We start from the raw sequence: 25,873 nt of genomic DNA, 5'->3' as shown, positions 1-25,873 counted from the left end.
CCTCGATGGTGGCGTTGAGCGCGAGCAGGTTGGTCTGCTTCGCGATCGCCTCGATCGAGCCGGACACTTTTGCCACCTGCGCCAGCGCGGAGCCGACGGCGCTGAGCCGCGCCTCGATGCGTTCGACGGCTGCGACGAGTTCGGAGATGTGGCTCACCGCGGCATCGACTGCGCCGCGCGACTGCGCGATCTCGCCGACCGCCGCTGACGTGGTCGTTTGCACCGCCTGAGACGCATTGGCGATGTCGTGGTTGGCCGACACCATCGTCTCGGCGGTTTCCTGGAGGTGATGAAACCGTTCCGACTGGTTCGCGACGCGGCTTGCGACTTCCTGGACGTTGCCGGCGATGTCGGCGAGTTCCACGCCGAGGCCGCCGATGCGGTCGGCGAGCTGATCGATCAGCCGTTCGGCAAGCGTTCGGTTGGAGCCGGTGTCCAGTACTGCAAGTTGTACGACGGACATGTCTTGAGAGTCCTCCAGTCAGAGCCGTTCGCCGGCTCTCCGCGGCATTCCCATTCCAATTCCGGTCTTAAGAGGTGATTCGCGCGTTGGCGTCTTGCCTGAGCGCGCACTAGAGCTTGTAGGCCGTCCGAAATCCGCCCCAGTGCCGGCCCTGCACGCGGATCGGAACGTCGATCTCGCGCATCATCACAGTATTTCCGTTGCCCATGTCGCGCGCATAGCTCTGCACCAGATACGAGCGCAGGTTGCGCGCGGCAGCCAACCCCGCCGGATCGTTGAACATCCGCCGGTTGCGGCTGTTGGCTGTGTTCCACGCGGCATCGCCCGGCCGCTGCGGATGCGAATAGATCTTGTTGTGCACCGGCAGGAAGCCGTTGCGATCGACCATGGCGCAGAACGCCAAGCGCGGGTCCTTTGCCAGAAAGGCTTCCTGGAACGACGGCAGCGCGCGGTCGGCCCAGTCCAGATATCGGGTGCGGTACTGCTGCGGATTGGTTCCGGCGATTTCGGCATAATCGGTGTCGAAGAGGTCCTCGATCTTCACCTCGCCGCGAGCAACCGCCTGCTCGAAGATTCCGGTCAGCGCGTTGCCCGCTTCCATGGCGCGGGTGACGAACTCCGTGTTCTCTTCGTGGATCGACCAGAGCCTGTCCTCGATCTTCTCGCGGAGCGCGGCATCGGGATTGACGAATTGCGCGCGCGCGCCGGCCTTGGACTGCTCGACCACGCGCAGGCGGCAGGCGCCGACGCCTTCGAGGGTGCCTTCGATCATGGCTTGCGATGCAAGGCGGCCCGCGTCGGCGCCGCCGATCAGCACGCCGTCCATCGCTATCTCGTAGACCGGCAGCACGCCGCGGGCGGTTTCGAGCTTGAGATGGCAGGGCAGCCGTTCGGTCTTGCGGCGGTCGTCGTGCTCGCTCTGGCGCAGCAGCACGGCACAGCGCGATTTCAGTTTCTGTGCGAAGGCGGTCACGGCCTTGCCGGCGCTCGCGACGTTCTCGCCGTGGCTCTCGGCCGCCTTGGTCGCAGCATCGATCTCGGCTGCGCTTTCGCCGACCGAGATGATGAACTGCGACGCGCTGGTCGCGTTGCCGGAGACTTCGCTGGTGGTGGCGTTCTGTTCGGCGACCGCGCCGTTGACGGTCTCGAATACCGGGCGGATGGCCTCGATCGCCTGCGAGATGCGGTGCACCGCATCCGCGGAGCCGGCGGCGTCGCGCTGCAGCGCGTCGATCTTTTTGGTGATCTCCTCCGTCGCGCCCTGGGTCTGCACCGCGAGTGCCTTGACCTCGGTGGCGACGACCGCAAAGCCTCTTCCCGCGGCGCCCGCACGCGCGGCCTCGATGGTCGAGTTGAGCGCGAGCAGCGTCGTCTGCCGTGCGATCTGTGCGATCAGGTTGACGACGTTGCCGATGGCGGCCGAGGATTCGCGCAGGCGATCGACGTTGGCGCGGGCTTCCTGTGCCGCGGCGCTGGCCTCGTCGGCGAGCTTGCCGGCCTCGCGAACCTGCGCCCCGATGCCCAGCGCCGACTGGGTGAACTTGTCGGCGGCATGGGCGAAGGTGGAGGCGTTCGATTGCGCGGCGTTGGTCCGGCCGGTCAGGGCGTCGGTGCGGTCGCGAATGGCGGCAAGCGTCGTCGCAGTCGCCTCGGCGCCGCCGGCCACCGAATTGGCGGCGCGCTCGAGCTGGCGAATCATGGCGCCCAGCTCGAGTTCCAGCAGTTCCAGGATTTCCTTGGCCGAATCGCTTTCGACGGCCCCGGCAGGCTCGGAATGGGCCGCCGGCTGTGCAGCCTGCGGGGCAGCCGCAGTTGCAGTCATGTCCGGCAGACGCTTCCGAAATAGTCCGAATGCCATCAGGTCTCTCTTGTCGGGGGACGGTCGGACGCTATTTTCGCAGGCTGGAATGAAATCAGGGTTAACGATGCCTGACATCTAGGCACGGGCCCGTACGGTGTTACCTTAAAGTCGTAGAGCCTCTTTCTTTCCGGGGGGGTGGCGGCCTATAAGGCCGCGCTTCCCACGCTCACCTTGGCGCACGATTCCCCTAGAGAAGATCACGCATGGCCGGACATTCCCAATTCAAGAACATCATGCACCGCAAGGGGCGGCAGGATGCCCAGAAGTCGAAACTGTTCGGCAAGCTGGCGCGGGAAATCACCGTCGCGGCCAAGCTGGGGACGCCCGACCCCAACATGAACCCGCGCCTGCGTGCGGCCATCACCGCGGCGCGCCAGGAGAACATGCCGAAGGACAATATCGAGCGCGCCGTCAAGAAGGCGCTCGGTAATGACGGCGAGAACTATGACGAGATCCGCTACGAGGGTTACGGACCCGGCGGCGTTGCCGTCATCGTCGAGGCGCTGACCGACAACCGCAACCGCGCGGCTTCCGACATCCGCTCCTTCTTCACCAAGTCCGGCGGCAATCTCGGCGAAACCGGCTCGGTGTCCTTCATGTTCGACCGCACCGGCATCGTCGAATACGACCGCAGCGTCGCCTCCGACGATGCGGTGCTGGATGCCGCGATCGAGGCCGGCGCCGACGACGTGATCTCGAGCGAAGCCGGCCACGAGATCTACGCTTCGACGGAAGGCTATCGCGACGTCGCCAAGGCGCTGGAAGCCAAGTTCGGTGAGCCGCGCAAGGCCGCGCTGATCTGGAAACCGCAGAACACGGTCGCAGTCGACGACGAGACCGGCGAGAAGTTGTTGAAGCTGATGGACCTGCTCAACGAGCACGACGACGTCCAGCACGTCTACGCCAATTTCGAGGTGTCGGACGCGCTGCTGGCGAAGATGGGCGGGTAGGGGCCACTTCCCCTGTTACTTCCGTTCTGTTTCTGTTTCCCCCACGGCGGCCAGCCGCTATCACTGGCCCATGACGACGCTCCCGATTCGTGGCCCCGTTCGCATCATCGGCATCGACCCTGGCCTGCGCCGTACCGGCTGGGGCGTGATCGAGGCCGAGGGCAATCGCCTGATCTACGTCGCCTGCGGCTCGGTGGAGCCGCCGGACGATTTGCCGCTGGCGAGCCGGCTGCTCGCGATCCATGAGGGGCTCGCCGCCGTCCTGTCCGGTCACAAGCCGATGGAAGCCGCGGTCGAGCAGACTTTCGTCAACAAGGACGGCGTCGCGACGCTGAAGCTCGGCCAGGCCCGCGGCGTCGCCATGCTCGCGCCCGCGATGTTCGGCATCAGCGTTGCCGAGTACGCGCCGAACCAGGTGAAAAAGACGGTGGTCGGCGCCGGCCACGCCGACAAGCAGCAGATCGCGATGATGCTCAAGATCTTGCTGCCCAAGGCCGATCCGCCGTCCGCGGACGCCGCCGACGCGCTCGCCATCGCCATCACCCATGCCCATCATCGCCAGAGCACCGCGCTGCGGCTGAAGGTGGCAGGCCTATGATCGGCAAGCTCAAGGGCCTGATCGATTCCTACGGCGAGGATTTCGTCATCCTCGACGTCGGCGGTGTCGGTTATCAGGTGCATTGCTCGACGCGCACGCTGCAGCATCTGCCCTCGCCGGGCGAGGCCGCCGTGCTGTCGATCGAAACCTATGTTCGCGAGGACCAGATCAAACTGTTCGGCTTCCGCAGCGACCAGGAGCGCGAATGGTTTCGCCTGCTTCAGACCGTGCAGGGCGTCGGCGCCAAGGTCGCGCTCGCCGTGCTCGGTACGCTGCAGCCGTCCGACCTCGCCAACGCGATCGCGTTGCGCGACAAGGCCGCGGTGGCGCGCACGCCCGGTGTCGGTCCCAAAGTCGCGGAGCGCATCGTCACCGAACTGAAGGACAAGGCGCCGGCCTTCGCCAATGTCGATCCGGCGGTCGTGCACCTCGCCGGTGCCGTCGACGACCAGCGCGCGCCGCGACCCGTGGCGGACGCGATCTCAGCGCTGGTCAATCTCGGTTACGGCCAGCCGCAGGCGGCGACCGCGATCGCATCGGCCGCGCGCAGCGCGGGCGAGAGCGCCGGGACCGCGCAGCTGATCCGGCTCGGCCTGAAGGAGCTGTCGAAGTGAGCGCGGAAATGGTCAATCTCGTAGGCTGGGCAAAGCGAAGCGTGCCCACCATCTATAGAGCGATCAGCGACATGGTGGGCACGGCGCGAAGAGCGCCTTTGCCCACCCTACGATTTTCGGGAGTCCGCTGAGTGAGCGATCCCAAGGCCAACCGCATGGTCACGCCCGAGCGCCGCAGCGATGATGTCGGCGACACCGCGCTGCGCCCGCAATCGCTGTCCGATTTCGTCGGCCAGCAGCAGGCGCGCAAGAATCTATCCATCTTCATCGAGGCGGCGCGCAAGCGCGGCGAGGCGCTGGATCACGTGTTGTTCGTCGGTCCCCCCGGCCTCGGCAAGACCACGCTGGCGCAGATCGTGGCCAAGGAGCTCGGCGTCGGCTTTCGTGCCACGTCGGGCCCGGTGATCGCCAAGGCCGGCGATCTCGCAGCACTCCTCACCAATCTCGAAGAGCGCGATGTGCTCTTCATCGACGAGATCCATCGCCTCAGCCCTGCGGTGGAAGAAGTGCTCTATCCCGCGATGGAGGATTTCCAGCTCGACCTCATCATCGGCGAGGGCCCGGCGGCGCGCTCGGTGAAGATCGAGCTGTCGAAATTCACCCTCGTCGGCGCCACCACGCGCGCCGGCCTGCTCACCAATCCCTTGCGCGACCGCTTCGGCATTCCGATCCGGTTGAATTTCTACACGATCGAAGAGCTTGAGAGCATCGTCACCCGTGGCGCACGCGTGCTCAACGTCGGCATGAGCGCGGATGGCGCCAACGAGATCGCGCGACGCGCGCGCGGCACGCCACGCATCGCCGGCCGGCTGCTCCGCCGCGTGCGCGATTTCGCCTCGGCAGCCGATGCCGACAGGATCGATCGCAAGATTGCCGATCACGCGCTGAGCGCGCTCGAGGTCGATGCCGCCGGCCTCGACGCGATGGACCGCCGTTACCTCACGACCATCGCGCAGAACTATGGCGGCGGCCCGGTCGGCGTCGAGACGATGGCCGCCGCACTGTCCGAGCCGCGCGACGCGATCGAAGACATCATCGAGCCCTATCTGATCCAGTGTGGCTATCTGCAGCGCACCCCGCGCGGCCGCCTGCTCACGTCGCACGCCTTCCGCCATCTCGGGATAGCCGAGCCCTCGCGCGATGCGGCGGCACAGTTCGGCCTGTTCGGGAGCGACGAGAGCGACGACTGATCTACGCAAGTGCAGCCTGCTCGGGCCGTCATGAATTTCCGGTCATCTCGTGCAGAGGGTCTGCACAAACGCACCCCATTTCCGCTCCAATAGGATCGCATCAACAAGCCGCATCACGATCGGGCTGCCATGATCACGCGCCGTCATTTCTTCCGTTCCATCGGCGGCCTGTCCGCCCTGGGCGTATCGACCGCGGCCTATGGCGTCGGCGTCGAGCCGATGCTGCGGCTTCGGGTCACCCGCTATCATCCAACCCCGCGGCAATGGCCGGCGGATTTCCCGCTGAAGATCGCCGTGATCGCCGACATCCATGCCTGCGATCCCTGGATGTCGCTGGAGCGAATCGAAGCCATCGTCGATCGCACCAATGCGCTCAATGCGGATATCATCGTGCTGCTCGGCGACTATGTCGCCGGTCTGCACCAGGTCACGCGCATCATTCCGGCGAGCGAATGGGCGAGAGTCCTGGCCGGCCTGAAAGCGCCGCTCGGCGTCCATGCCGTCATGGGCAATCATGATTATTGGGCGGACAGGACCGTGCAGCAGGCCGGCCACGGGCCGACGGTCGCGCATCGCGCGCTGGAGGCGGCCGGCATTCCCGTCTACGAGAACGACGTCGTGCGGCTGGCCAAGGACGGCCGCGCGTTCTGGCTTGCCGGCCTTGGCGATCAGCTCGCCTTTCTGCCGGCGCGACGCTTCCGGAGCACGGGGCGCTTCGGCGCCGACGATCTCGACGCGACGCTTGCCAAGGTCACCGACGATGCGCCGATCGTCCTGCTCGCGCATGAGCCCAATATCGCGCCGCGCGTGCCCGCCCGCGTCGCGTTGCAGCTGTCCGGCCACACCCATGGCGGTCAGGTCCGCCTGCTCGGCTGGTCGCCGGCAGTTCCGCCGCAGCACGGCCTCCGGCTAGCTTACGGGCATGTCCGGCTGAAATGCGACGTCATCATCTCCGGCGGCCTCGGTTGCAGCATCATGCCGCTCCGCGTCGGCGTGCCGCCGGAGATCGTCAAGGTGACGCTGGGTCGGGGGCCTTTGATCGTCTAGCCGCGCTTGCGCAGCCGGCCGTTTTTGCGCAAAACGGACTGGTTACCGAAAGCGAAGAGGCTCGTGACGTGACAGCTCATCTCGACGGCGAGATCCGCGACGGCCGCCACCACATGCAGGTCCGCGTCTACTACGAGGACACGGATTTTTCCGGCATCGTCTATCACGCCAACTACCTGCGCTTCATGGAGCGCGGACGGACCAATCATCTGCGGCTGATGGGCGCCGAGCAGCAGGCATTGTTCGAGCAGGCCGAGACGGAAGATGCAAGCTTCGCCTTCGTGGTGCGCTCGATGCATCTGGATTTCCTCAAGCCTGCCCGGATGGACGACGTGCTCGACGTCGTGACCTGGCCGATCGCCGTGAAGGGCGCCTCCATCATGCTGGCGCAGGAGGTGCGGCGCGGCGAGGAGGTGTTGGTGAAGGCCGAGGTACGCGTCGCCTTCATCAGCGGCGGCCGCGCCCAGCCGATCCCGAAATCGATCCGCGCCTTGATGAAGGCTGATCTCATTTCGTGATCGGGCGATAGCGGACGGCCTCTCGACTCCCCCGCGCGCGGCGATAGATTGCACTCCCGCCAACCGATGAGGCCATCATGTCGCGCCCGCCGCTTCCGCCCTTTACCCGTGAGACCGCCGCGCAGAAGGCGCGTATGGCCGAGGATGCCTGGAATTCGCGCGACCCGGTGCGCGTCTCGCTCGCCTATACCGAGGACAGCCGCTGGCGCAATCGCTCCGAGGTTTTTCAGGGTCGCGAAGCCATCGTCGCGTTCCTCACCCGCAAATGGGAGAAGGAGCACGACTACCGCCTGATCAAGGACCTCTGGGCGTTCGACGATAACCGCATCGCCGTGCGCTTCCAGTACGAATGGCACGATGCGAGCGGCCAGTGGTACCGCTCCTACGGCAACGAGCAGTGGGAGTTCGACGAGCACGGCCTGATGCGGCGGCGCGAGGCTTCGATCAACGACGTGGTGATCGCGGAGAAGGACCGGCGATTTCACTGGCCGGCACCGGGGCCGAGGCCGGCGGACGTGGCGGGGTTGGGGACGGACCCTTTCTGAGCCGAGAACAACTGTCACCCCTCATTGGTGAGGAGCCGCGAAGCGGCGTCTCGAACCATGCAGGCCCCGTTGCTGCAGCGGGGCCTCTATCCTTCGAGACGCGCGCGAGAGTGCGCTCCTCAGGATGAGAGGATGGATTTGCGCGCCAGAAACCTCGTAATCGCCCCTCCGAGCTTGGCATGGTCCATCGGCTCCGCCAGCGACTCCCTCGCGATGGCAACGACATCGTCCGGCGCCTTGCCGTCGCGCAGCTCACAGCACACTTGCGCAAACTCCACGTCGAACTCCGGATGCGGCTGCAGGGTGAGCGTCGCGCCGTTGGCGTAGAGCAGGCCGGCATGCGGGGTGAAGTCGGACGAGAGGATGGTCAGCGCATCGTTCGGCGGCTCGATCACCTGGTCCTGATGCGAGCAGGCGATGGCGACCGCTTCGCCGTCGACGACGCCGTTGTCCGGCAGCACCTGATAGACGTGCCGGCCGATGCCCCAGCCCTTCTCCGATTTGCGCACGGTGCCGCCGAGCGCCTGCGCGATCAACTGATGACCGAAGCAGATGCCGACCATCGGTGTCCTGCTGGCGTAGGCCGTGCGCACGAAATCTTCCAGTGGCGCGATCCAGTCGAGCCCGTCATAGACGCCGGCAGCCGCGCCGGTGATCAGCACCGCCTCCAAATTGCGCGGATCCGGAAGCGCATCGCCGTTCGGGATGCTGACGATCTCGACCGTGGCTGTCGGATCCTCGGCGCGGACCATGCGCTCGAACATGTCCGGGAATGAACCGTGGCGCTCGCGATATTTTTGTGGGACCTGCCCGGTCTCGATGATGGTGATGCGTGCCATGTGCTCTCCGGTAAAGGTCAAGCTCAGTCGCTTCCTGCCCCATGTTGCTGGTGTGGCGCTGTGGGCTCCAGCAGCGCACTCTCTTTCCGGACCTCGTTGAGAAACGCCTTGGCCAGGCGCGACAGCGGCTCTGCTTCCGACCATAGCATATAGGCCACCGCGTGCGTCGTCGGCGCGAACGGCCGCACGACGAGGCCGGTCCCGCCGTTCTGCCGCGGCGAGAAGGGATCGACCACCGCGGCGCCGACGCCGGCGGCGGCGAGCACGCAGGCCGTGTTGCAGTAGCGCACCTCGACGGTCGGCCGGAACGGCGCGCCGGCACGGGCGAAACTGTCACGCACGGCCTCGCCGAGCCGTGTGCCGCGCTCGAGCCCGATGAAGGGCAGGCCGGACAGGTCCGCGGCCGAGATCACCGGCTGGTCGGCGAGCGGGTGCTGCGGCGGCAGCACGCACACCATCTCGCCGGTGTGCACCACCTCGTGGGCGATGCCTGGATGATGTGTCAGCCCGAGCGCGAAGCCGAGCTCGGCGACGCGGTTGAGCACGCCTTCGATGATTCCCTCATAGCGCCGCACGTCGAAGAACACCCGTGTCTCCGGGCGACGGCGCAGGAAACCTGACAGCGCCGAGGGGATGATGCTGTAGGCGAGCGGCGGCGTCGCGACCAGCGCGAGATGCCCGGAGCGGTTCTCGCGCAGATCGCGCACGCGGCTCTCGAGCTTTGCGTGCAGCGCGAAGATCGCCTCGCTCTCCTTGTAGAGCGCCATCGCTTCCGTGGTCGGAAACAGCCGGTTGTTGACGCGTTCGAACAGCGCAAAACCTGCCTGCGCCTCCATCGTCTTCAGCGCGTTGCTCACGGCAGGCTGCGACAACGCCAGTTCGTCGGCGGCCGCAACCGTGGTGCGGTGGCGGATGACGGCGCGGAGAATCTCGAGCTGGCGCAGGTTCATATCACTGCCGATTATACTCTGGGCCAAAACATCATAGCAGAACGAATTGATTTTGCAGCCCCGCTTCCGCGTAATGGCAGCGGATTTGCACGGCGCATCAAAGGGTTCATCCGCCCATTGAGGCGCCACTGCGCACAGATTGGAGGCAATCTTGGTTCGTGTCCTTCGCGCCGCCGCCGCACAGATGGGGCCGACGCAAAAAGCCGATACGCGCGAGCATACGCTGTCGCGGATGCTTGCGCTGCTGGAGGAGGCGGCCGGCCGCGGCGCCAGCCTCGTGGTGTTTCCCGAGCTCGCCTTCACCACATTCTTTCCGCGCTGGTTGCTCGAAGGCGAGGCGCTAGACCATCATTTCGAACGCGGCATGCCGAACCCGAACGTCGCCGCCTTGTTCGACCGTGCGCGTGCGCTGCGCGTCGGCTTCTATGTCGGCTATGCCGAGCTGACGCCGGATGGGCGCCGCTACAATTGCGCCGTCCTGGTCGATCGCGACGGCGAGCTGCTCGGCCGTTATCGCAAGGTGCACCTGCCGGGCTCGGTCGAGCCGCGACAAGGTGCGCGCTACCAGCAGCTCGAGAAACGCTATTTCGACTATGGCGATCTCGGCTTTCCGGCCTTCCGCGCCGGCTCGGCCTGGGCCCACGCCATCATGGGCATGATGATCTGCAACGATCGCCGCTGGCCGGAATCTTGGCGCGTGCTTGGCCTGCAGGGCGTCGAGCTTGTCTGCATCGGCTACAATTCGGCGGCCTATGATCCGAATGGCGGCAGCACGGAAGATGCCTCCTTGCGCACCTTCCACTCCACGCTGGTGACGCAGGCCAACGCCTATATGAACGCGACCTGGGCGATCTCGGTGGCGAAGGCAGGCGAGGAGGACGGCTCCGGGCTGATCGGCGGCTCCTGCATCGTCGATCCCAATGGCCGCATCGTCGCGCAGGCCGCAACGCTGACTGACGAGGTGATCGTCGCCGACATCGATCTCGACCTCTGCCGCCAGGGCAAGGACAAGATGTTCAACTTCGCCGCACACCGGCGGCCGGAGCAATACCGCGTGATCACCGAACGCGCCGGCGTCATCGAACCCGCGGTTCTCGACGCGGACTGACAGGACGTTCCAACAACGTTGGCAAAGGAGCCGATATGACGCGCCTCTCGTATTTCCTCGGCATCGCAGCGCTGGCGGCCGCGACGTCCGCGCAGGCGGCGGAGCTTCCGGCCGAGATCAAGCAAGCGGGCGCGTTGAAGCTCACGGTCAACTCGACATACGCGCCGATGGAATATCGCGATCCCGCAACCAATGAGCTCGTCGGGCTCGACGTCGATCTGGCGAACGAACTGGCCAAGCGCCTCGGTGTGAAGATCGTGTGGAGCGAGACGCCGTTCGCCGAATTGATCCCGTCGCTCCAGACCAGGCGCGCCGATTTCATCATCTCCGGCATCTCCGATCGCGCCTCGCGGCGCGAGACCGCGGATTTCGTCGATTATCTCGGGACCGGCCCGCAGTTCTTCGTCATGGCGGAGAACGAAGCCAAGGCTGCGACCGATCTCTGTGGCAAGAAGGTCGGGACCACCCGTAGCACCAGCTTCCCGGTCGAGATCGAGAAGTGGAGCAAGCAGAATTGCGAGCCGGCCGGCAAGCCGGCGATCCAGTACGTGCCGGGCGAGAACTCGATCGACGTCCGCAACCAGCTCAAGCAGGGCCGCATCGACGCCGCCGTACAGGGCAGCGAGACGCTGCCTTATGCGCAGACGCAGGAACCCGGCAAATACCGCGTGATCGGCGAGCCCTTTGCCAAAGGATATCAGGGCATCATGTTCCGCAAGGACGATGCGGTGCTTCGCGAGGCGGTGACTGAGAAGCTCGCGACTATGATCGCCGACGGTTCCTACAAGGCTGTCCTAGACAAATGGGGTCTCGGCGCCAATGCGGTCGCCCAGCCCATGCTGAACGCGGCGTCACAATGAAGACGGCACCGGCACTCGCGGAGGGTTTTCCCGACCTGTCGGGAATGCGGATCGCGCGCGAGCCGCACTGGTTTCGCTGGCTCAGCGCCGCCCTGATCGTCCTTGTGCTTGCACTGATCGTGCGTGCGTTTGCGGCCGGCCAGATCGAATGGTCCTATGTCAGCCGCTTCCTGACGGCAAAGGTCATTCTCGAAGGCATCGTCAACACCATGGTGATGGCGGTGCTGGCGATGGCGCTCGGCATCTTCCTCGGCGTCGTCATCGCGATCATGCGGCTGTCGCCCAACCCGGTGCTGAAGACCGTCGCCGCCGGCTACACCTGGCTGTTCCGCGGCACGCCGCTGATCCTGCAACTGCTGCTGTGGTTCAATCTCGCGCTGGTGTTTCCGACCATCGGCATTCCCGGCCTGTGGAGCGCGCGCGCCGTCGACGTCATGACGCCGTTCCTCGCCGCGCTGCTCGGGCTCGGCATCAACCAGGGCGCCTATACGTCGGAAGTGATGCGCGCCGGCATGCTGTCGGTCGATATCGGGCAATATGAGGCCGCGCAGGCGATCGGCATGGGACGCTTGCGTGCGCTGCGCCGGATCGTGCTGCCGCAGGCGATGCGGGTGGTGATCCCGCCGCTTGGCAACGAGTTCATCGGCATGGTGAAGGCGACCTCGCTCGCCAGCGTCATCCAGTATCCGGAACTGCTGCACAACGCGGAAAACATCTACTACGCCAATTCGCGCGTGATCGAGCTCCTGATCGTCGCCGGGCTCTGGTACCTGCTCGTCGTCTCGGTGCTGACGCCGCTCCAGATGCTGCTCGAACGCCGTTTTGCGCGCGGCACATTGCGGCTCGCGCGATGACAAAACCCCTCGTCGCGATCCGCTCCGTCAGCAAGAGTTTTGGCGAGTTTCAGGCTCTCAAAAATGTCTCGCTCGACATCCGGCCCGGCGAGGTGATGTGTCTGATCGGTGCCTCCGGCTCGGGCAAGACGACGCTGCTCCGCTGCATCAACCAGCTCGCCGCGATCGACAGTGGCGGCATCTGGCTCGACGGCGAGCTCTTGGGCGTGCGCGAGCAGGGCGGACGGCTCCATCGGCTTAGCGAGCGCGAGATCGGGCGGCAGCGGCTGAAGACCGGCATGGTGTTCCAGCGCTTCAACTTGTTTCCCCACAAGACCGCGCTCGAAAACATCACCGAAGGTCCGCTCCAGGTTCAGGGTCGAAAATCCGACGAGGTGCGTGCGGAGGCGATCGAGCTGCTGCGGCGTGTCGGATTGTCGGCCAAAGCGGACTGGTATCCCGCCCAGCTCTCCGGCGGCCAGCAGCAGCGCGTCGCGATTGCCCGTGCGCTTGCCATGAAGCCGATGCTGATGCTGTTCGACGAGCCGACCAGCGCGCTCGATCCCGAACTCGTCGGCGAGGTCTTGGCGGTCATGAAGGAGCTGGCGCGGAGCGGCATGACCATGATGGTCGTGACGCACGAACTCGGCTTCGCGCGCGAGGTCGCCGACCGCGTCGTCTACATGGACCAGGGCGCGATCATCGAGCAAGGGTGCGCATCCGATGTCTTGGGCGCGCCCCGCGAGGAGCGCACCAGGGCATTTCTTTCGGCAGTGATCTGAATGGGGGCGTATCGATGAAGAGAATTCTGGTTACGGCGGCACTCGTTGGCGTCATGAGCGCTCCGGTCATGGCGGTCGAGCTGCCGGCGGAGATCGCCAAGCGCGGCAGCATCAAGGTCGCGCTGGTGCCGAACTATCCGCCGATGGAGTTCCGCGATCCCGCCACCAACGCGTTGTCCGGCTTCGACATCGATCTCGGCGAGGCCATCGGCCGCAAGCTCGGCGTCAAGATCGAATGGCAGGAGACCAGCTTTGCCGAGTTCATGCCGTCGATCTCGACCGGGCGGGTGGACGCCATCCTGTCCGGCTTCACCGACTATGCCAGCCGGCACGAAATCGCGTCCTTCGTCGATTATCTGCGCAGCGGCCCGCAGTTCTTCGTGCAGCAGTCGCGCAAGGCGGAGTTCAAGGACGCAGCCGCGCTCTGTGGCAAGAAGGTCGGCGCCAGCCGCCGCACCATGTTCCCGGCGCAGATCGCGGCCTGGAGCGAGAAGAATTGCGGCACCAATCCGATCCAGTTCGTCGGGACCGACGGCTCGGCCGACGCCCGCACCCAGCTCAGGCAGGGCCGCATCGATGCCGCCGCCCAAGGCAACGAGACGTTGCCCTACATCATGGACCTCGAGCCCGGCACCTATGCGACTGTGGGCGAGCCCATCGCGCAGCAATTCACCGGCATCGCTCTGCCGGTCAAGGAAAAGGCGCTGCAGCAAGCCATGCTGGAGGCAGTCGACGCGCTGATCGCGGACGGCACTTATCGTACGCTGCTTGCCAAGTGGAAACTGACCGACAACGCACTCGAAAAGGCGACCCTCAATGCTGGACAGTAAGGCACTCCAGAGCATCCCGCTCAGCCCAGCCAACACCGCGGATCCTGCGCCGGAATACCCCTGGCCGAGGCCGTACAATTCGGCGATGTTCCTGTCGTTCGACGTGGACGCGGAGAGCGCCTGGACCAGCAAGGACGCGGTGCACGCGCAGCGGCTCATCACCATGAGCTATGGCGGCTATGAGGCGCGCGTCGGCACGCCGAAACTGCTGGAGCTGCTTGATCAGCTCGATCTCAAGGCGACCTTCTTCGTCACGGGATGGTCGGTCGACGCGCATCCGGCGATGGCCGATTCCATTCTCAAGGCCGGTCACGAGATCGGCCACCATGGTTATCACCATCTCCTTCCCGATCCCGGCGATCCCTGGATCGAGGAGGAGCTCGAGCGCGGTTTCGAGGCACTCAAGCGCCGGCTTGGCGTCAGGCCGACCGGCTACCGCGCGCCCTACGGCGAATTCACCGAGGAGCTGCGGGTGGCGCTGGTGCGTCACGGCATCGTCTACACCTCCTCGTTCCGCGACGACGTGCGGCCCTATCGGCATCGTCTCGCCGACGGCAAGCCGGGCACGATCGAGCTGCCGGTGACCGCAAGCTATGACGACTGGATGCACGGCCTGTCGGCGCGCTTCAGTCCGCGCTCGATTTTCCCCAAGGAGCATGTGCTTTCGATCTGGAAGGACGAGCTCGACGAAACCAGAGACTGGGGCGCGATGGTGACGACCGTGCTGCATCCGCAATGCAGCGGCCGCCCGATGCGGCTGCGCCTGCTGCGTGAGTTTCTCACTTACGCAAAGTCGTGCCCGGACGTCTGGATCACGACCGGCGAGAAGATCGCGGCCAACTTCCTGCGCCACGAGGCCGGAAAAAGTTGAGCCAGGCCATGACCCGCATCCTCGTCATCAATCCCAACTCCTCCGCATCGGTGACGGCGGCGATCGATGACGCCGTCGCGCCGCTGCGCATCGCCGGCGGCCCCGCAATCGAGGTCGTCGGCCTTGCCGAGGGGCCGCCCGGCATCAGCTCGCAACGCGACGCCGACGGCGTTGTGATGCCGCTGGTCAACCGTGTGTCGCGCGACGATGCGGATGCCTTCGTGCTCGCCTGCTTCAGTGATCCCGGCCTGCATGCGGTGCGCGAGGCGGCCGGCGGGCGCCCGGTGATGGGTATCGCCGAGTGCGGTATCTTTCGCGCACTGATGCTGGGCGAGCGCTTCGGAATCATCGCGCTGTCGCCCTCGAGCATCCGCCGCCAGCAGCGGATGGTGCGGCTGATGGGCGTCGACAGCCGCTACGCCGGAAGCTGGTCGGTCGGCGCAAGCGCGGCGGAGACGGCAGGCGCGGACATCCGGGGACGGTTGATTGAAGCTGGCCGCGCGCTGGTCTCGCAATGCCGTGCCGATGTCGTGGTGATGGGCTGCGCCGGCATGGCCTCGCATCGCGCGGCGATTGCGGATGCCATCGGTGTGCCCGTGGTCGAGCCGGCGCAGCAGGCGGTGGCCGCTGCGATCGGCGCGGTCTTGCTGAACACGTAAGATCCTTCAGGAGCCTCTTGCAATGCCCGTCTCCCGTCGTTCGCTCCTCAAGGCCGCAGCCGCTGTGCCGGCGCTGTCATTCCCGGGGATCGTCCGTGCCGAATCCCAGACCACGCTGCGCTTCATTCCCGTCATCGACCTCGCCTTCGTCGACCCCATCTATTCCACGGCGCAGGTGTCGCGAAACCATGGCTTCATGGTCTACGACACGCTCTATGGCATCAGCTCTTCGCTCCAGGTCTCGCCGCAGATGCTGTCGGGCCATGTCGTCTCCGGCGACGGGCTGCAATGGGACCTCAGTTTGCGCGACGGCCTGTTCTGGCACGACGGCGAGCGCGTGCTTGCCCGCGACTGCGTTGCCAGCATCCGCCGCTGGGCCGCGCGCGACGGCTTTGGCGGTGAGCTGATGGAGGCGACGGACGAGCTGTCGGCCGCTGACGACCGCACCATCCGCTTCCGCCTCAAGCGTCCATTCCCGCTGTTGCCGCAGGCGCTCGGCAAGGCCGCGATCAACGCGTGCTTCATGATGCCGGAGCGGCTGGCGAGCCAGGATCCGTTCAAGCCGCTGACCGAAGTGATCGGCAGCGGGCCGTTTCGCTATCTCGCCGACGAGCGCGTGCAGGGCGCGCGCAACGCGTATGCCAAATTCGAGCGCTATCAGCCGCGCAGCGACGGCAAGCCGGATTGGACCGCGGGTCCGAAGATCGTGCATTACGATCGGGTGGTCTGGACCACCACGCCCGATGCCGGCACCGGCGTCGCCGCGCTGCAGACCGGCGAGCAGGACTGGCAGGAGACCACGCCGCACGACCTGCTGCCGATCATCAAGGCGGCCGGCGACATCGAGGCGCGCATCCTCGATCCCCGCGGTTATGCCTGCATGCTGCGCCTCAATCATCTTCAGCCGCCGTTCGACAACCCTGCCGTTCGCCGCGCCCTCCTGGGGGCGATCGATCAATCCGCCTTCATGACCGCGGTGGCCGGTACCGATCCGAATTTCCAGGTCTCCCCGATCGGCTATTTCGCGCCGAATACGCCGATGGCGAGCGAGGTCGGCCTCGATGTGTTCCGCGGCCCGCGCGACTACGCCAAGGTGAAGGCCGATCTCAAGGCCGCGGGCTATAATGGCGAGAAGATCGTGGTGCTCGTGCCCACCAACTCACTGGCGCAGAAGCCGCTGGGCGAGATCGCCGTCGACAGCCTGCGCAAAGCCGGCATGAACGTCGAATATGCCGGGCTCGATTTCGCCGTGGTGCTGCAACGCCAACTCAAGAAGGATCCGCTTCCGCAGGGCGGCTGGAGCGCGGCGGTCGGCAATTGGCAGGGCATCGATTGGCTCAATCCGGCCGGCAACACCAACATCCGTGGCGAGGGCAAGGTCGCCGGCTGGTATGCGAGCGAGAAGATGAGAGCCTTGCGCAGCCAGTGGCTCGCGGCCTCCGAGCTCGCCGAGCAGCAGCGCATCTGCCGCGAGATACAGACGGTGGCATTTCAGGAAATCCCCTATATTCCGATCGGCCTGTACAAGCAGCCGACCGCCTATCGTAAAGCTATCACCGGCATTCTCGACGGCACCGCCGTCTTCTGGAACGTACGCCCCGCATGAGCACCTCAGCAATTTTCGGCAGCTATGTGCTGTCTCGCAAGGACGGCGCGCAGGACGTGTTGCGCGACCGCTGGGTCCTGGTCGAAGGCAAGAAGATCGCCGCGGTCACGCGCGACAGGCCGCAGGCGGATGAGATCTACGACCGCCCCGGCCGCTTCGTCCTGCCGGGCCTGTTGAACCTGCACAATCACTGCTTCTCTGAAGCGGTGGCGCGCAGCCACACCGAGGACGGCAATGGCCGCAAGAACAACCAGAGCATCGTCTACACGGTGCTCTTGCCGCTGACCAAGCGCGGTGCAGATATCTTGTCGGCGGAAGAGCGCATGGCGGTCGCGCGGCTCGGCATCCTCCAACTCCTGAAGGGCGGCGCCACCACGGTGATGGAGCCGTTCCGGAACTCGATCCCGGAGATGTTCGACGCCGCCGAAGAGATGGGCATCCGCTTCTATGGCGCGCCCTATCTGTTCTCGACGTCGGACGCCAAGGCCGGCCCCGACGGCGTGGTGCACTATTCCGGCGATGACGGCACAGCCGACATGGCGACCTGGGATGCACTCTACCAGCGCTGGAACAATCGCGGCGACGGTCGCATCGGCCTTGCGATGAGTCCGCATGCCACCGACACCTGCGGGCCAGATCTCTTGAAGGCCTGTGCCGCGCGGGCGCGCGAGCTTGGCGTGCCCATCACGACGCATATGGCGCAGAGCCGTGCCGAGGTCGAAACCATTGGTAAGCGCTATGGCGGCCGCACGCCGGCGCAATATCTCGACTGGCTCGGCCTGCTGGCGCCCGATCTGATGGCGGCGCACTGCATGTTCAGCACCGACGACGATCTCAAGCTGATGGCCGCGCGCGGCATGACGGTTCTCAATTGCCCGCGCGTATTCGCCCGCGCCGGCGTCACCGCCGCGTTCAGCCGGTTCGCGGAACACGGCGTTCGCACCGTGGTCGGCACCGACGGCTACAACATGGACCTGCTCGGCGAACTCAATGCGGCGTCGCTGATCTCCAAGGTCACCTCGGCGCGGGCTGACGTCGCGAACGCGCCCGAATTGATCGAGGCGAACACGGCAATCGCCGCCGATGTCATCAAGCGGCCCGATCTCGGCCGGATCGAGCCGGACGCGACCGCCGACCTCACCGTGGTCGATCTCACTCATCCGCATCTTCAGCCGCTGTTCGACCCGCGCCGCGCGCTGATCGCGCTCGCCAACCGCGCCAATATCGATCAGGTCATGGTCGACGGCCGCATGCTGGTCGATGCCGGCCGCTATCTCGGCGCTGACGAGGCGGCGATCACGGCGGCGGGGACTGCTGCGATCGGCAAGATCTGGGACCTGCCGGAGGCGCAGGCGGCGTTCAACGGCTGAGAGCTCCCTCGTCGAATTCGGCGAGCGACTTGCGCATGGTCTCGACCAGATCCAGCGCCACCGGCGAGGGGCTGCGCTGCGCCGGAAACACGGCGGAGAATTCGAAGTCGATGCGCGGCAGGAAGCGGCGGACGACGACGCCGCGCGTGGAAAATTCCTGCGCGGTGAAGGGATCGCAGATCGCGACCCCGAGTCCCGACGACACCATGCCGCACATGATCTCCGAGAGCGTGGTCTCGACCCTGAGCACGCGGCGGACATCGTGGCGATGGAAGACCTGGTCGACGAGGTGGCGGCTCGACGAGCCCGCCGACAGCGAAATGAAAGTCTCGCCCTCGAAATCGCGGGGCTCCAGCACTTCCTTTTCCGCGAGGCGGTGACCGGTGGGCAGTACAGCCACACGCGCCGGCGCCGGCAGCTTCTGGCTCGGCAGGCCGGAATGCGCGATCGGCACCTCGGCAAAGCCGACGTCGCATTGGTTGTTCAGCACCCAGTCAACCACGATCGGCGAGATCACGCCGAAGAAAGCGAGGTTGAGGTTGGGCCGCTCCTTCAGGAACTGCCCGGTGAGCCGCGGCAAATAGCCATTCGACAGTGCTGGAAGTGCCGCGATCCGCAGTGAGCCGGTGCGGCGGCCCCGGATTTCCTCGGCTGCCGCCGTGATCCGTTCAAGGCCGACGAAGGAGCGCTCGACTTCGGTGTAGAGCGCCATGGCCGCAGCGGTCGGCACGAGGCCGGTGCCGCGCCGTTCGAACAGCTCCATCTTCAGCAGCGCCTGGAGGTCGCGCAGCAACCGGGAGACCGCCGGCTGCGTCACTTTCATCAGCGCCGCCGCCTCCGTCACGCTGCCGGTCAGCATCGTGGCCCGGAAGGCTTCCACCTGCCGCGAATTGATGCGCGCCATCTTGAATTCCATTCATAACATTTAGGCATACAGAGGGTGCCATTATTCATTGGACGACGGAAGCCGGAGTTTGCGATCTTTTTCATCAGAGCTGGAGACGGCCCGCTTTTTCGGCAGATCGGAGGGGTTCGAAACTCCGGATCGCGCCAAAACCAGCCGCGCAGGGGCCGGAGCCCTGTCGGGGAGGGATTTGCGCGGAAGGAAATGCGGAAGGTTCAGCCAACGAGACTCGTCGGCACGTCACCTCATCCCGGTATGGAGATCGGACCACATGAAGACTTTTCGCCTTCTGACAGCGGTCAGCATCGCGGCGCTCGTCGCCGCCTCGTCGGTCGCCACGGCCCAGCAGAAAACGCTCTACGTCGCCGGCTATGGTGGCTCGTTTGAGAAGACTATTCGTGACGAGGTGATCCCGACCTTCGAGAAGGAGAACGGCGTCAAGGTAGAGTACGTCGCCGGCAACTCCACCGACACGCTGGCAAAGCTCCAGGCGCAGAAGGGCAATCAGCAGATCGACGTCGCCATCGTCGACGACGGCCCGATGTACCAGGCGATCCAGCTCGGCTTCTGCGGCAAGCTCGAGGGACTTCCGGCCGATCTCTACGACACCGCCCGCTTTAAGGACGATCGTGCGGTCGCCATCGGGATCGTCGCGACCGGCCTGATGTACAACACCAAGGTGTTTGCGGAGAAGGGCTGGGCGCCGCCGACCTCCTGGAACGATTTGAAGGACACGAAATACGCCAAGCAGCTCGTGATCCCGCCGATCAACAACACCTATGGCCTCGAAGCGCTGGTGATGCTGTCGAAGATGAATGGCGGCGGCGAAACCAATGTCGATTCCGGCTTCAAGATCTTCAAGGAGCAGATCAATCCGAACGTGCTCGCCTATGAGCCGTCGCCCGGCAAGATGACCGAGCTGTTCCAGTCCGGCCAGGCCGTGATCGCGGTGTGGGGCACCGGCCGCGTGCAGAGCTTTGCCAATACCGGCTTCCCCGTCGATTTCGTCTATCCGAAGGAGGGCGCCGCGACGTTGCTGACCACCGCCTGTCCGATCACCAAGCCGAACGCCTCGCCGCTTGCGTCCAGCTTCGTCAAGATGCTGCTCGAACCCAAGATCCAGCTCGTGATGCTGAAGGACTACGGCTACGGCCCGGTGCTGAAATCGCTGGTTATCCCGCCCGAGCTCGGCAAGATGGCGCCGATCGGCGAACGTGCGGCAAAGCTCTATAATCCGGACTGGACTGTCATCAACGAGAAGCGTGAGGAATGGACCAAGCGCTGGAATCGCGAGGTCGAACGCTGATCGTTCGCGGCGGAGACAGCGTCATGGCTTATCTCGAGCTCGATCGGGTCGCAAAACAGTTCGGCGCGCAGACTGTCGTCGACGACTTCAGTCTCGCGGTGGGGAAGGGGGAGTTTGTCTCCTTCCTCGGTCCCTCCGGCTGCGGCAAGACAACGACCCTGCAAATGATTGCGGGCTTCCTCGATCCCAGCCGCGGCGCGATCCGGCTGGAAGGCAAGGACCTGACCGCGATCCATCCGGCCAAACGCGGGCTTGGGATCGTGTTCCAGAGCTACGCGCTGTTTCCGCACATGACCGCGGCCGAGAATGTCGCCTTCGGCCTCGAGATGCGCAATGTGCCGCGCGGCGAACGGACCGAGCGCGTCCGCGCCGCGCTCGCGATGGTCGGGCTTGCCGGCTACGAGGATCGCCATCCGCGCCGCATGTCCGGCGGCCAGCAGCAGCGCGTGGCGCTGGCGCGCGCGCTGGTGATCAAGCCGAGCGTATTGCTGCTCGACGAGCCGCTATCGAATCTCGACGCCAAGCTGCGCGAGGAGATGCAGATCGAGCTGCGCCAGATCCAGCGCACCATCGGCACCACCACGATCCTCGTCACCCACGACCAGAACGAGGCGATGTCGCTGTCCGACCGTATCGTGGTGATGAGCCAGGGCCGGATCGAGCAGATCGGCACGCCGCAGGAGACCTATGAGAAGCCGGCCTCGGCCTTCGTCTCGCAGTTTTTGGGCAAGACCAACGACTTTGCTGCGACGATCGATCGGACCAGTGCGCCTGCGCGATTGATCGCCGGCTCGTGGAGCGCGCCTGCGCCTGCCGGGCGCAGCGGTCCCGTCACCGTCAGCATTCGCCCCGAGCGGATCGACTTTGGCGACGCAGGCCTCAGCGCAAAGATCGTCACGCGCATCTTCCAGGGCAATCACTGGCTGTTCCAGTGCGAGAGCGAATGCGGCCCGGCGACCGTGATCCGCCAGAATGACGGCCGATCGCAACCGGTCGAAGGCGAGGCAGTTCACCTCACCTGGCGGCCGGAGGACATGGGCGTGAGGGGCGTCGCATGAGCGCTTCCGCCGAGGAACGAAACGCACGCGCGCCGTGGGCGCTGACCGCGCCCGCTTTGATGCTGTTCGTCGGCGTGCTGCTGATTCCGCTGGCAATGACCGTGATGCTGTCGTTCCACGATTGGGGCCAGTACAAGGGCATCGAGCCGGTCTTCATCCTCAAGAACTGGCACGAGATCGTCACCGATCCCTATTACGCCGAGATGTTCGGGCGGACGTTTCGCATCGCGATCCTGACCACGCTGCTCACGGCCGTGCTCGGTGCGCCCGAAGCCTACATCCTCAACCGCATGGGCGGACGCTGGAAGAGCGTTTTCCTGCTGGTCATCCTGGGGCCGCTGTTGATTTCCGTGGTGGCGCGCACGCTCGGCTGGGCGCTGCTGTTCGGCGGCAATAACGGCCTCGTCAACAAGCTCTTGATGTCGGCCGGGTTGATCCGCGCGCCTATCCCCTTCATGTTCACCGAGACCGGAATGGTTATCGCGCTCGCGCATGTGATGATGCCATTCATGGTGCTGTCGGTGTGGGCGGCGCTGCAGCGGCTCGATCCGCAGATCGAGAATGCCGCGATGTCGCTCGGCGCCGGCCCTGTGACCATCATCCGCCGCATCATCATGCCGCAGATCATGCCGGGCGTGCTGTCAGGGGCGATCATCGTGTTCTCGCTCTCGGCCAGTGCGTTTGCGACGCCCGCGATCATCGGCGGCCGCCGGCTCAAGGTCGCGGCGACGCTCGCCTATGACGAATTCCTCAACACGCTGAACTGGCCGCTGGGTGCGGCGGTCGCCACGCTGCTGCTGGCCGCGCTGGTCTTGATCGTCGTCGGCAGCAACACACTGATCGAGCGCCGCTACGCGGAGGTGTTCCGATGAGCCGGAACGGGCCGCTCGCGCTGATCTTCCACACCATCTTCGTCATCGTCATGGTGGCGCCGATCCTCGTCGTCTGCCTCGTCGCGTTCACGCCTGAAGGCTTCTTGTCGCTGCCGACAAACGGTTTTTCGCTGCGCTGGTTCAGGGCGATCGCCAACTATCCCGAATTCGTCCATGCTTTCTGGGTCAGTCTTGGCCTTGGCGCACTGTCCTCCTTCGTGGCGCTGCTGTTCGCAGTGCCTGCGGCGCTCGCGATCGCGCGCTATCGGTTCCGCGGCCGAGACGCACTGGCGGCACTGTTCCTGTCGCCGCTCATGATCCCGCATGTCGTGCTCGGCATCGCATTCCTGCGCTTCTTCACCTCGGCTGGCCTCGGCGGCAGCTTTGCCGCGCTGATCATCGCGCATGTCATGATCGTGTTTCCGTTCGCGCTGCGGCTGACGTTGGCGGCGGCGACCGGCATGGACCTTTCGGTCGAGATGGCGGCGATCTCGCTCGGCGCCGGCGGCTGGACGCTGTTCCGCCGCGTGACCTTGCCGCTGATCCTGCCCGGCGTCATCAGCGGCTGGGCGCTCGCCTTCATCCAGTCCTTCGACGATCTCACCATGACCGTCTTCCTCGCGGCACCCGGCACCGAAACACTGCCGGTGCGCATGTTTCTGTACATCCAGGACAACATCGATCCGCTGGTGACGTCGGTTTCGGCCTGCGTGATCGCTGTTACCATGACCGCTCTCATTCTGCTCGACCGCTTCTACGGGCTCGACCGCGTGCTCGCCGGCAAGGGCGATACAGGGCGATAGGAGAATCCATGCGAACAGATTATGACGTCGCCGTCGTCGGCGGCGGATTGCTCGGCTCCGCCATCGCCTGGGGCCTCGGGAGGCTCGGCAGACGCGTCGCCGTGCTCGACGAAGGCGACATCACCAAGCGCGCCTCGCGTGCCAACTTTGCGCTGGTCTGGGTGCAGAGCAAGGGCCTCGGCATGCCGGCCTATACGGTGTGGACTGTGCAGGCGTCGCAGGCGTGGGGCCGGCTCGCATCCGAGTTGAAGCAGCAGACTGGCCTCGATGTCTCTCTTCAGCAGAATGGCGGCTTTCATCTCACGCTCGGCGAGGACGAATTCGGCCAGCGCACCGAGCTGGTCAAGCGCATGCACAACCAGACAGGCGCCGCCGACTACAAGATGGAGATGCTGCCGGCGTCCGAGGTGAAGAAGGCGCTGCCGCTGATTGGGCCTGAAGTTTCGGGCGGCAGTTATTGTCCGCTCGACGGTCACGTCAATTCGCTGCGCACGTTTCGTGCGTTCCACACCGGCTTTAGGGCATTCGGCATCGATTATCTTCCGGAGCGTCCGGTCTCGACGATCAGCCAGAGCGGCGGTGAATTCCGCCTGACGACGCCGCAGGGCGAGCTCCGTGCCGCCAAGATCGTGCTCGCCGCCGGCAATGCCAACCAGACGCTGGCGCCGATGGTCGGTCTCTACGCCCCGATGGGCCCGACCCGTGGCCAGATCGTGGTGACCGAGCGCACCATGCCGTTCCTGCCGCATCCGCTGACCACGATCCGCCAGACCGACGAAGGCACGGTGATGATCGGTGACAGCAAGGAAGACGAGCTCGACGATCGTACGATGAAGCATTCGATCAGCGCCGTGATGACCGATCGCGCCCAGCGCATGTTTCCGCATCTCGCGCGGCTCAACGTGGTCAGGAGCTGGGCCGGCATCCGCGTCATGCCGCAGGACGGCTTTCCGATCTACGACCAGTCGGAGACGCATCCCGGCGCCTTCGTCGCCTGCTGCCATTCCGGCGTGACGCTCGCCTCCAACCACGCTTTCGAGATCGCGCGGATGGTCGAGCAGGGCGCGCTCGAGCCGGAGCTGGTCGGCGCGTTCTCGGCCAGCCGTTTTGGCGCCGCCGGTGCTGCGAACAACAGCGGCTACTAGGGATATTGAAGGAGCCAGGATGTTCAAACGATCCGAGCAGGACAAGCGGCCACCGGTGCAAATCTTCGTCGATGGCGTTGCCGTCGCCGCGCGGCAGGGCGACACCGTCTCTGCGGCGCTGCTGGCCTCGAGCTGCGATGCACGCCGTTCGACCGCGGTGAGCGGCGCGCTGCGTTTGCCCTATTGCATGATGGGCGTGTGCTTCGACTGCCTCGTCACCATCGACGGCGTCGGCAACCGACAGGGTTGCCTGGTGCCGGTCACCGAGGGCATGCAGATCGAGATTCAGAAGGGCAAGCGGGAGATCGGGAAATGACTGTGGCTCCCAAGCGCGAAGAATACGACGTCGTGGTGATAGGGGCCGGGCCTGCCGGCCTCGCCGCTGCTGCGACGTCCGCCGAAGCCGGCCTGTCGACGTTGCTGCTCGACGAGAATATCGGGCCCGGCGGCCAGGTGTTCCGCGCCGTCGCCTCGACACCGGTGACCGAGCGCGATCAGCTCGGCGCTGACTATTGGGTGGGCGCCGATCTCGTGCGGGCGCTACGCGCAGGCAACGCCGAGGTCATCCACCGCGCCACCGTCTGGAGCCTCGACCGCAACCTCGACATCGCCGTCTCGGTCGGCGGCGCGTCCGCGTTCGTAAAGGCCAAGCGCGTGATCCTCGCGACTGGCGCACTGGAGCGGCCGTTCCCCATTCCCGGCTGGACGCTGCCGGGCGTGATGACCGCGGGCGCCGCGCAAACGATGTTGAAATCATCGGCCCTGGTGCCGGATGGCCGTACCGTGATTGCAGGGCAGGGGCCGCTGCTCTGGCTGCTCGCCGCGCAGATCTTGCGTCTCGGCGGTCGCATCGATCGCATTCTCGACACCACCGCGCGCGGCAATTATTTCGCGGCTCTCCCCCACGCCTTTGCCTTCCTGACCTCGCCTTATTTCGCCAAGGGCCTGTCGATGATGCGCGAGGTGAAGGCGAAGGTGCAGGTCGTCTCAGGAGTCAGCGAGCTTGCGGCCTCTGGTGACGGCCAGCTCGCGAACGTGAGCTATGTCGCCGGCGGCAAGCGCGAAACCGTCCTTGCGGATCTCTTGTTGCTGCACCAGGGCGTTGTGCCCAACGTCAATCTGGCGATGGCTGCCGGAATCGAGCATCGCTGGGATGATTTGCAATTGTGCTGGTCTCCGGTGCTCGATGTCAGCGGGAATTCGTCGGTCGCTGGTATTGCGATTGCCGGCGACGGCGCCGGCATCGGCGGCGCGAACGCAGCCGTGGTGCGCGGCCGCATCGCGGCGCGCG

The 25,873-nt window shown here is 65.5% G+C and carries 27 protein-coding genes and 1 pseudogene; 23 read left to right on the top strand and 5 right to left on the bottom strand.

Going from position 1 to position 25,873, the window contains the following annotated elements; genetic code table 11:
- A pseudogene (locus tag IVB47_RS25000) lies at window positions 1–463 on the bottom strand (methyl-accepting chemotaxis protein); the annotation flags it as partial.
- A 109-nt stretch (window positions 464–572) separates the two neighbouring features.
- The gene (locus IVB47_RS24995) at window positions 573–2,321 is read right to left on the bottom strand and encodes a methyl-accepting chemotaxis protein (protein ID WP_247465192.1); all 1,749 of its coding nucleotides are present in this window, start codon (window positions 2,319–2,321) and stop codon (window positions 573–575) included.
- A gap of 206 nt (window positions 2,322–2,527) precedes the next feature.
- Here IVB47_RS24995 and IVB47_RS24990 point away from each other — a divergent pair, with 206 nt between their 5' ends.
- From IVB47_RS24990 to IVB47_RS24960, 7 genes are all read left to right on the top strand, one after another.
- Window positions 2,528–3,274, top strand: a complete 747-nt coding sequence (locus IVB47_RS24990; RefSeq protein WP_027570279.1) for a YebC/PmpR family DNA-binding transcriptional regulator — start codon at window positions 2,528–2,530, stop codon at window positions 3,272–3,274.
- Window positions 3,275–3,344: 70 nt separating this feature from the next.
- Window positions 3,345–3,872 (top strand): crossover junction endodeoxyribonuclease RuvC, encoded by a 528-nt coding sequence (ruvC, locus tag IVB47_RS24985; RefSeq protein ID WP_007599969.1) that lies wholly within the window; start codon window positions 3,345–3,347, stop codon window positions 3,870–3,872.
- Window positions 3,869–4,486 carry a Holliday junction branch migration protein RuvA gene (gene ruvA / locus IVB47_RS24980; RefSeq protein ID WP_247465189.1) on the top strand — a complete coding sequence of 206 codons (618 nt, stop codon included), beginning with the start codon at window positions 3,869–3,871 and terminating at the stop codon, window positions 4,484–4,486. Before ruvC ends, ruvA begins: the two co-directional genes overlap by 4 nt.
- 155 nt (window positions 4,487–4,641) lie before the next feature.
- Complete coding sequence (gene ruvB / locus IVB47_RS24975) at window positions 4,642–5,676, top strand: Holliday junction branch migration DNA helicase RuvB (protein ID WP_247465308.1); 1,035 nt, start codon at window positions 4,642–4,644, stop codon at window positions 5,674–5,676.
- A 129-nt stretch (window positions 5,677–5,805) separates the two neighbouring features.
- Window positions 5,806–6,723, top strand: coding sequence for a metallophosphoesterase (locus IVB47_RS24970; protein WP_247465186.1), 918 nt, complete (start codon window positions 5,806–5,808; stop codon window positions 6,721–6,723).
- A 113-nt stretch (window positions 6,724–6,836) separates the two neighbouring features.
- Window positions 6,837–7,241 carry a tol-pal system-associated acyl-CoA thioesterase gene (gene ybgC / locus IVB47_RS24965; RefSeq protein ID WP_247465307.1) on the top strand — a complete coding sequence of 135 codons (405 nt, stop codon included), beginning with the start codon at window positions 6,837–6,839 and terminating at the stop codon, window positions 7,239–7,241.
- Window positions 7,242–7,318: 77 nt separating this feature from the next.
- Entirely contained in the window at window positions 7,319–7,786 is a 468-nt protein-coding gene (locus IVB47_RS24960) for a nuclear transport factor 2 family protein (RefSeq protein ID WP_247431831.1), read from the top strand.
- Window positions 7,787–7,905: 119 nt separating this feature from the next.
- Here the strand turns inward: IVB47_RS24960 and IVB47_RS24955 are convergent, their stop codons facing one another.
- Together IVB47_RS24955 and IVB47_RS24950 are read right to left on the bottom strand one after the other, a co-directional pair.
- On the bottom strand, window positions 7,906–8,625 hold the full coding sequence (locus tag IVB47_RS24955) for a type 1 glutamine amidotransferase (RefSeq protein WP_247465183.1): 720 nt from the start codon (window positions 8,623–8,625) through the stop codon (window positions 7,906–7,908).
- Between the two features lie 23 nt (window positions 8,626–8,648).
- Window positions 8,649–9,575 (bottom strand): LysR family transcriptional regulator, encoded by a 927-nt coding sequence (locus tag IVB47_RS24950; RefSeq protein ID WP_247465180.1) that lies wholly within the window; start codon window positions 9,573–9,575, stop codon window positions 8,649–8,651.
- Between the two features lie 151 nt (window positions 9,576–9,726).
- Here IVB47_RS24950 and IVB47_RS24945 point away from each other — a divergent pair, with 151 nt between their 5' ends.
- From IVB47_RS24945 to IVB47_RS24905, 9 genes are read left to right on the top strand one after another with little or no spacing between them, the layout of a single operon-like run.
- Window positions 9,727–10,683: an N-carbamoyl-D-amino-acid hydrolase gene (locus IVB47_RS24945; RefSeq protein ID WP_256467920.1), complete on the top strand. Its 957-nt coding sequence runs from the start codon at window positions 9,727–9,729 to the stop codon at window positions 10,681–10,683.
- A gap of 35 nt (window positions 10,684–10,718) precedes the next feature.
- Complete coding sequence (locus IVB47_RS24940) at window positions 10,719–11,543, top strand: ABC transporter substrate-binding protein (protein WP_247465178.1); 825 nt, start codon at window positions 10,719–10,721, stop codon at window positions 11,541–11,543.
- Window positions 11,540–12,397 (top strand): amino acid ABC transporter permease, encoded by an 858-nt coding sequence (locus IVB47_RS24935; RefSeq protein WP_027570289.1) that lies wholly within the window; start codon window positions 11,540–11,542, stop codon window positions 12,395–12,397. Before IVB47_RS24940 ends, IVB47_RS24935 begins: the two co-directional genes overlap by 4 nt.
- Entirely contained in the window at window positions 12,394–13,158 is a 765-nt protein-coding gene (locus tag IVB47_RS24930; RefSeq protein ID WP_247465176.1) for an amino acid ABC transporter ATP-binding protein, read from the top strand. The genes IVB47_RS24935 and IVB47_RS24930 overlap by 4 nt, the downstream gene beginning before the upstream one ends.
- 14 nt (window positions 13,159–13,172) lie before the next feature.
- Window positions 13,173–13,988 carry an ABC transporter substrate-binding protein gene (locus tag IVB47_RS24925; protein WP_247465174.1) on the top strand — a complete coding sequence of 272 codons (816 nt, stop codon included), beginning with the start codon at window positions 13,173–13,175 and terminating at the stop codon, window positions 13,986–13,988.
- A complete protein-coding gene (locus IVB47_RS24920; RefSeq protein WP_247465172.1) occupies window positions 13,975–14,859 on the top strand; it encodes a polysaccharide deacetylase in 885 nt (294 codons plus the stop codon). The genes IVB47_RS24925 and IVB47_RS24920 overlap by 14 nt, the downstream gene beginning before the upstream one ends.
- A gap of 8 nt (window positions 14,860–14,867) precedes the next feature.
- The gene (locus IVB47_RS24915) at window positions 14,868–15,518 is read left to right on the top strand and encodes an aspartate/glutamate racemase family protein (protein WP_247465169.1); all 651 of its coding nucleotides are present in this window, start codon (window positions 14,868–14,870) and stop codon (window positions 15,516–15,518) included.
- 22 nt (window positions 15,519–15,540) lie between these two features.
- Window positions 15,541–17,124 (top strand): ABC transporter substrate-binding protein, encoded by a 1,584-nt coding sequence (locus tag IVB47_RS24910; protein ID WP_247465167.1) that lies wholly within the window; start codon window positions 15,541–15,543, stop codon window positions 17,122–17,124.
- Window positions 17,121–18,494: an amidohydrolase family protein gene (locus IVB47_RS24905; RefSeq protein WP_247465164.1), complete on the top strand. Its 1,374-nt coding sequence runs from the start codon at window positions 17,121–17,123 to the stop codon at window positions 18,492–18,494. The genes IVB47_RS24910 and IVB47_RS24905 overlap by 4 nt, the downstream gene beginning before the upstream one ends.
- On the opposite strand, the gene IVB47_RS24900 is transcribed toward IVB47_RS24905, so the two are convergent.
- Complete coding sequence (locus IVB47_RS24900) at window positions 18,484–19,398, bottom strand: LysR substrate-binding domain-containing protein (protein ID WP_247465162.1); 915 nt, start codon at window positions 19,396–19,398, stop codon at window positions 18,484–18,486. The genes IVB47_RS24905 and IVB47_RS24900 overlap by 11 nt on opposite strands.
- A gap of 271 nt (window positions 19,399–19,669) precedes the next feature.
- Here IVB47_RS24900 and IVB47_RS24895 point away from each other — a divergent pair, with 271 nt between their 5' ends.
- The 7 genes from IVB47_RS24895 to IVB47_RS24865 form a co-directional block, all read left to right on the top strand.
- Window positions 19,670–20,704: an ABC transporter substrate-binding protein gene (locus tag IVB47_RS24895; protein ID WP_247465160.1), complete on the top strand. Its 1,035-nt coding sequence runs from the start codon at window positions 19,670–19,672 to the stop codon at window positions 20,702–20,704.
- A gap of 23 nt (window positions 20,705–20,727) precedes the next feature.
- On the top strand, window positions 20,728–21,762 hold the full coding sequence (locus IVB47_RS24890; RefSeq protein WP_247465158.1) for an ABC transporter ATP-binding protein: 1,035 nt from the start codon (window positions 20,728–20,730) through the stop codon (window positions 21,760–21,762).
- Window positions 21,759–22,634, top strand: a complete 876-nt coding sequence (locus IVB47_RS24885; RefSeq protein ID WP_247287540.1) for an ABC transporter permease — start codon at window positions 21,759–21,761, stop codon at window positions 22,632–22,634. Before IVB47_RS24890 ends, IVB47_RS24885 begins: the two co-directional genes overlap by 4 nt.
- Entirely contained in the window at window positions 22,631–23,437 is an 807-nt protein-coding gene (locus tag IVB47_RS24880; RefSeq protein ID WP_247465155.1) for an ABC transporter permease, read from the top strand. The genes IVB47_RS24885 and IVB47_RS24880 overlap by 4 nt, the downstream gene beginning before the upstream one ends.
- A gap of 8 nt (window positions 23,438–23,445) precedes the next feature.
- Window positions 23,446–24,582, top strand: coding sequence for an FAD-dependent oxidoreductase (locus IVB47_RS24875; protein WP_247358229.1), 1,137 nt, complete (start codon window positions 23,446–23,448; stop codon window positions 24,580–24,582).
- 19 nt (window positions 24,583–24,601) lie between these two features.
- A complete protein-coding gene (locus IVB47_RS24870) occupies window positions 24,602–24,898 on the top strand; it encodes a (2Fe-2S)-binding protein (RefSeq protein WP_027570302.1) in 297 nt (98 codons plus the stop codon).
- Window positions 24,895–25,873: FAD-dependent oxidoreductase (locus IVB47_RS24865; protein WP_247465152.1), on the top strand; the 979-nt coding region annotated here is incomplete at its 3' end. The genes IVB47_RS24870 and IVB47_RS24865, both read left to right, overlap by 4 nt.

The sequence above is a fragment of the Bradyrhizobium sp. 62 genome (genome assembly GCF_023073035.1).
In the GTDB taxonomy this organism is placed as follows: Bacteria; Pseudomonadota; Alphaproteobacteria; order Rhizobiales; family Xanthobacteraceae; genus Bradyrhizobium.
This window is presented reverse-complemented; position numbering and strand designations above follow the sequence as displayed.